At 68.8% G+C, this 4,459-nt stretch carries 6 protein-coding genes and 1 pseudogene; 2 read left to right on the forward strand and 5 right to left on the reverse strand.

The genetic code is table 11. The annotated features are described in order from the left end of the window. A pseudogene (locus ACOJSN_RS05500) lies at positions 1–256 on the forward strand (amidophosphoribosyltransferase); the annotation flags it as partial. Positions 257–273: 17 nt separating this feature from the next. Then, the gene (gene purM / locus ACOJSN_RS05505; protein ID WP_420111502.1) at positions 274–1,383 is read left to right on the forward strand and encodes a phosphoribosylformylglycinamidine cyclo-ligase; all 1,110 of its coding nucleotides are present in this window, start codon (positions 274–276) and stop codon (positions 1,381–1,383) included. Between the two features lie 91 nt (positions 1,384–1,474). On the opposite strand, the gene ACOJSN_RS05510 is transcribed toward purM, so the two are convergent. The 5 genes from ACOJSN_RS05510 to ACOJSN_RS05530 all read right to left on the reverse strand — a co-directional run bounded on the left by ACOJSN_RS05510 (position 1,475) and on the right by ACOJSN_RS05530 (position 4,390). Further along, positions 1,475–1,660, reverse strand: a complete 186-nt coding sequence (locus ACOJSN_RS05510; protein ID WP_420111503.1) for a DUF3073 domain-containing protein — start codon at positions 1,658–1,660, stop codon at positions 1,475–1,477. Between the two features lie 196 nt (positions 1,661–1,856). Next, positions 1,857–2,126: a DUF3618 domain-containing protein gene (locus ACOJSN_RS05515; RefSeq protein ID WP_420111504.1), complete on the reverse strand. Its 270-nt coding sequence runs from the start codon at positions 2,124–2,126 to the stop codon at positions 1,857–1,859. Then, positions 2,123–2,524, reverse strand: coding sequence for a phage holin family protein (locus ACOJSN_RS05520; RefSeq protein WP_420111505.1), 402 nt, complete (start codon positions 2,522–2,524; stop codon positions 2,123–2,125). Before ACOJSN_RS05520 ends, ACOJSN_RS05515 begins: the two co-directional genes overlap by 4 nt. Positions 2,525–2,606: 82 nt before the next feature. Beyond that, entirely contained in the window at positions 2,607–3,491 is an 885-nt protein-coding gene (locus ACOJSN_RS05525) for a carbohydrate ABC transporter permease (protein WP_420111506.1), read from the reverse strand. Then, positions 3,488–4,390 carry a carbohydrate ABC transporter permease gene (locus tag ACOJSN_RS05530; RefSeq protein ID WP_420111507.1) on the reverse strand — a complete coding sequence of 301 codons (903 nt, stop codon included), beginning with the start codon at positions 4,388–4,390 and terminating at the stop codon, positions 3,488–3,490. The genes ACOJSN_RS05525 and ACOJSN_RS05530 overlap by 4 nt, the downstream gene beginning before the upstream one ends. Positions 4,391–4,459: the final 69 nt, after the last annotated feature.

Here is a 4,459-nt window from a genome sequence, read left to right on the forward strand (position 1 = left end):
CGCGGTCGAGGACATCGGTGCCTCGCTCGGCGCCGACTCCCTCGGGTACATCTCGCTCGAGGGCATGGTCGAAGCGACCGAGCAGCCCGCGTCGGCGTTGTGCACCGCCTGCTTCACCGGTTCGTACCCGATCCCCGTGACGGAGCACGGCGCCGCCCTGCTCGAGGTCGAGGAGCTGCCGCTCGGAGCGCCGGAGGACGGGCTCACCAGCCTGGCTGTCAGCGCCGGTGGCTCCGGGTCCCTGCTGCACCCCTGAGGAGAGTCCTACCTGCCATGACCGAGCCGATCACGTACGCCGATGCGGGCGTCGACACGAAGGCGGGGGACCTCGCCGTCGAGCTCATGAAGGATGCGGTGCGTGCCACGCACGGCCCGGCCGTGCTCGGCGGCTTCGGCGGTTTCGCCGGCATGGTCGATGCATCCGCGCTGCGCGACATGCGCCGCCCGCTGCTGGCGACCTCCACCGATGGCGTGGGCACCAAGGTGGCGATCGCCCAGGCACTGGGGATCCACGACACGATCGGGCACGACCTGGTGGGCATGGTGGTCGACGACATCGTGGTGGTCGGTGCGCGGCCGCTGCTCATGACCGACTACATCGCGTGCGGCAAGGTGGTCCCGGAGCGCATCGCCGCGATCGTGCGTGGCATCGCCGAAGCATGCTCGCTCGCGGGCGTGGCGCTCGTAGGCGGCGAGACCGCCGAGCACCCGGGCCTGCTGGGCGAGGACGAGTACGACGTCGCCGGTGCCTGCACCGGGGTGGTCGAGGCCGACGAGGTGCTCGGCCCGGACCGTGTGCGTGAGGGCGACGTGCTGATCGGGCTCGCGAGCAGCGGCCTGCACTCCAACGGCTACTCGCTGGTGCGCCGCGTGATCGCCCACGCCGGCTGGGCACTCGACCGGAAGGTGCCCGAGCTCGGTCGCACCCTCGGCGAGGAGCTGCTCGAGCCCACCCGGGTGTACGCCGCCGACTGCCTCGCGCTTGCGCAGGACGCGACCGCGCAGGTGCACGCCTACACGCACGTGACCGGCGGCGGTCTCGCAGCCAACCTGGCGCGGGTGCTGCCGGCCGGGATGGTCGCCGACGTGGACCGCGGCTCCTGGGTGGTGCCGCCGATCTTCGACCTGGTCCGTGAGCTCGGCTCGGTGCCGTGGTCCGACCTCGAGCACACGCTCAACCTGGGTGTGGGCATGGTGGCCGTGGTTGGCGCAGACGGCGCCGACGCCGCACTGGCCCGCGCCACCGAGCTCGGCCTCGCCCCGTGGGTGCTCGGCCGGGTGGCGAGCGGCGCTGTCACCACCGCGGACGCCGACATCGTCGCAGGGACGAAGGGCGTCGACGGCGGTGCGGTCCGGCTGGTCGGGAGCTATCGCTGGTCCTAGGGACGCACCGATCGATGCGTCCCTGCTGAGCGATGCCCGGGCACGTCCCTAGCGCGCCGACGGCTCGATCACAGGTCGAGCCGCATCGCGATCAGCGTCCGCTGGCTTCGGGCCAGTCGTCGTCTTCGTCCTCGGCCGGTGGTGCCTCCCACCGGTCCTCAGAAGACGAGCCTGTGCCGAGCTCGCGCTCAAGAGCGCTGAGGTCGGTCGTAGGGCTGTAGTACTTGAGCTGCCGAGCGACCTTGGTCTGCTTGGCCTTCTGACGGCCGCGCCCCATGGCGTGACCCCCTCCGCTTGGACCGATCCGCACATCGTCCGGTGGACGTAGCGCGATCGGGTCTGAACAATGTGTCGTGGTCCCAGAGTACCTCGTCAGCGCGGCAGTTCATGCGCCAACACGTCCATCCCCAGGACGAGAGTCGACCGGATGGCGAGACTCTCCGCCGTCGGGCGGTGAGATCCCGCGCAGCGGGTCAGCGGTTGCGACGCAGGATCGCGAGCCCGACGATGCCGGCGACCGCCGCGGCGACGCCGGCGGCGATCTGGACCGCGCGAGGCTCGCCGGCCTTGACGTCGTCGACGAACGCACGGCCCTTGTCGGCTGCCGCCTGGGCCTGGCGCTTGGGGTCGAGCCTGCCGGAGATCTCGTCGACCGTGCGCGTGAGCTCTTCGCGGCTGCGGCGCAGGTCCTCCTCGATCTCGGCGGCGGTCCGCTTACGGGTCTCGGGCTGCTGCTGGCTCATGAACCGACTCCGGCCTTGATCGCGTCGATGTCCTTCTGGATGTTCTCCTTGGTCTCCGGCGCCGGCGCCTTGTCCATCTTGGCCTTGCCGAACAGGGCCGCGATCGCAGCGATCAGCAGCACCGAACCGGCCACGATCAGCGCGGCAGCCCACCCGGGGAGGACCCCAGCGAGCGCGAGGAAGGCGGCGTGGAGGAGCCAACCGAGCCCGAACAGTCCGAACAGTCCAGCCACGGCGAACAAGGCGCCACCGGTCCCGAGCGCCTTGCCCTTCTCGGTGAGCTGCGCCTGAGCGAGCTGGATCTCGTCACGCACCAGGGCGGACATCGTCTCGGTCATCTTCCCGATCAGCTGCCCCAGGGAGGGTTCGCCTCCCGGACGTGGGGACGTGTCGGTCACCGCGATCACCCCTTCCTTGCGGCGCCCAGGTTCGGGCGCGCTCTCGTGCCGACACTACCGCGCTGGCGCGGTAGCCATACGGTCAGCCCTTCACCGATCCCGACATCAACCCGCCCACGAAGTACTTGCCGAGGATGATGTAGACCACCAGGGTCGGCAGCGACGCGAGCAGCGCCCCCGCCATCGATGCTCCGTAGTTCTGCAGCTGGGCGCCGTTGGCGAGGTTGTTGAGTGCGAGCGTGACCGGGCCGGTGTTCGCGGTGGAGAAGAACACGGCGAACAAGAAGTCGTTCCACGCCGAGGTGAACTGCCAGATCAGCACCACCACGAAGCTCGGCAGCGAGATCGGCAGCACCACCGAGGCGTAGGTGCGGAGCATGCCCGCGCCGTCCATCCGCGCGGCCTCGATCAGCTCGTGCGGGATCGAGGCGTAGTAGTTGCGGAAGATCAGGGTGGTGATCGGGATCCCGTAGACGATGTGCAGCAGGATCAGCGTCGGTACGCCCGAGGGCACGCCGAGGTTCAGCATCAGCTGGTTGAGCGGGATCATCACCGCCTGGTACGGGATGAACATGCCGAACAGGATCAGCGTGAACACCACATCCGCGCCGCGGAAGGTCCACCGGCTGAGCACGAACCCGTTCATCGAGCCCAGGAACGCCGACACGATCGCCGCAGGCACCACGATCTGCATCGAGCGCACGATCGCGGGCGACAGCGAGTCCCAGGCGAGGATCCAGTTGTCCGCAGTCCAGGTCGTGGGCAGTGACCACGCTTGCGCCGGGGTGGCGTCGCCGCCGGCCTTGAAGCTGGTGACCACCAGCACGTACACGGGGATCAGCACGACCACGAGCCCCGCGAGCAACGCCAGATAGCGCAGCGTGCGCGGCCACGAATACCTCGACGGCGTCGGCCGGCGGGGTGCGGGCGTCAGGTCGGCCGGCGCGACCGGCGCCGTGGCCGTCACCGGCTCGAGTCCTTCCGCGAGTTGTGGATCAGGTAGGGCACGATCAGCAGCGCCACGATGATGAGCAGGATCGCCCCGACGGCCGCCGAGTTCGCGAAGTCATAGCTCGACTTGAATACGTACATGTCGACGGCGGGCACCTTGGTCTGGTAATTCGAGGGCCTACTGATCGACATGATCAGGTCGAACGACTTCAGCGACATGTGTCCGATGATGATCAGCGCCGACAGCAGCACCGGCGTCAGCTGCGGGAAGATCACGTACCGGTAGACCTGCCACTCGGAGGCGCCGTCCATCCGGCCTGCCTCGCGCAGCTCGTCCGGGATCCCGCGGAAGCCGGCGAGGAACAGCGCCATCACATACCCGGACAGCTGCCAGATCGCCGGCAGCGCGATCGCGGCGATGCCCCATGTGATGTTGTTCCACCACGGGTTCTGCAGGAAGTCGAGCCCGACGATCTGGAACAGCCGGTTCAGCCCGCTCGCGTTCTCGCCCTGGTTGGAGTTGAGCAGCCACCGCCACACCACGCCCGAGGCCAAGAAGGAGACCGCCATCGGGAACAGGTAGATCGACCGGAAGATCCCCTCACCGCGGATCGGGCGTTCCAGCAGCCACGCCCACACGAACCCCATCGCGAGCGTCCCCACCAGGAACACCGCCGTGTACAGCACGAGGTTCTTGAGCGAGTGCTGGAAGTCTGCGGACGCCAGCAGGTCGAGATAATTCTGCACACCCACGAAGGTGATCGGGGCGACACCGTTGGCCTGCGCGGCGGTGTGGTTGTCCGTGAACGAGGTATTGAAGTTGACGGCGATCAGGCCGTACACGAACACCGCGATCAGGAGGATCGAGGGCGCCAGCAGCAGCAGCGGCGGGCCCCAGGACTTGGCTCGTCTCATGTCGAATGCCCGACGGCGCAGCGCCCCATGGTACGTTAGGAGAGCAACCGGGGGGGCGCGGGGGAGTAA

Origin of the sequence: Pseudactinotalea sp. (assembly GCF_048594945.1) — a bacterium.
GTDB lineage: Bacteria > Actinomycetota > Actinomycetes > Actinomycetales > Beutenbergiaceae > Pseudactinotalea.

Coding starts and splice junctions, on each gene's coding strand:
- ACOJSN_RS05515 (WP_420111504.1), bottom strand. CDS start 2,126: ATGAGCCAGCAGCAGCCCGAGACCCGTAAGCGGACCGCCGCCGAGATC.
- ACOJSN_RS05510 (WP_420111503.1), bottom strand. CDS start 1,660: ATGGGGCGCGGCCGTCAGAAGGCCAAGCAGACCAAGGTCGCTCGGCAG.
- ACOJSN_RS05530 (WP_420111507.1), bottom strand. CDS start 4,390: ATGAGACGAGCCAAGTCCTGGGGCCCGCCGCTGCTGCTGCTGGCGCCC.
- purM (WP_420111502.1), top strand. CDS start 274: ATGACCGAGCCGATCACGTACGCCGATGCGGGCGTCGACACGAAGGCG.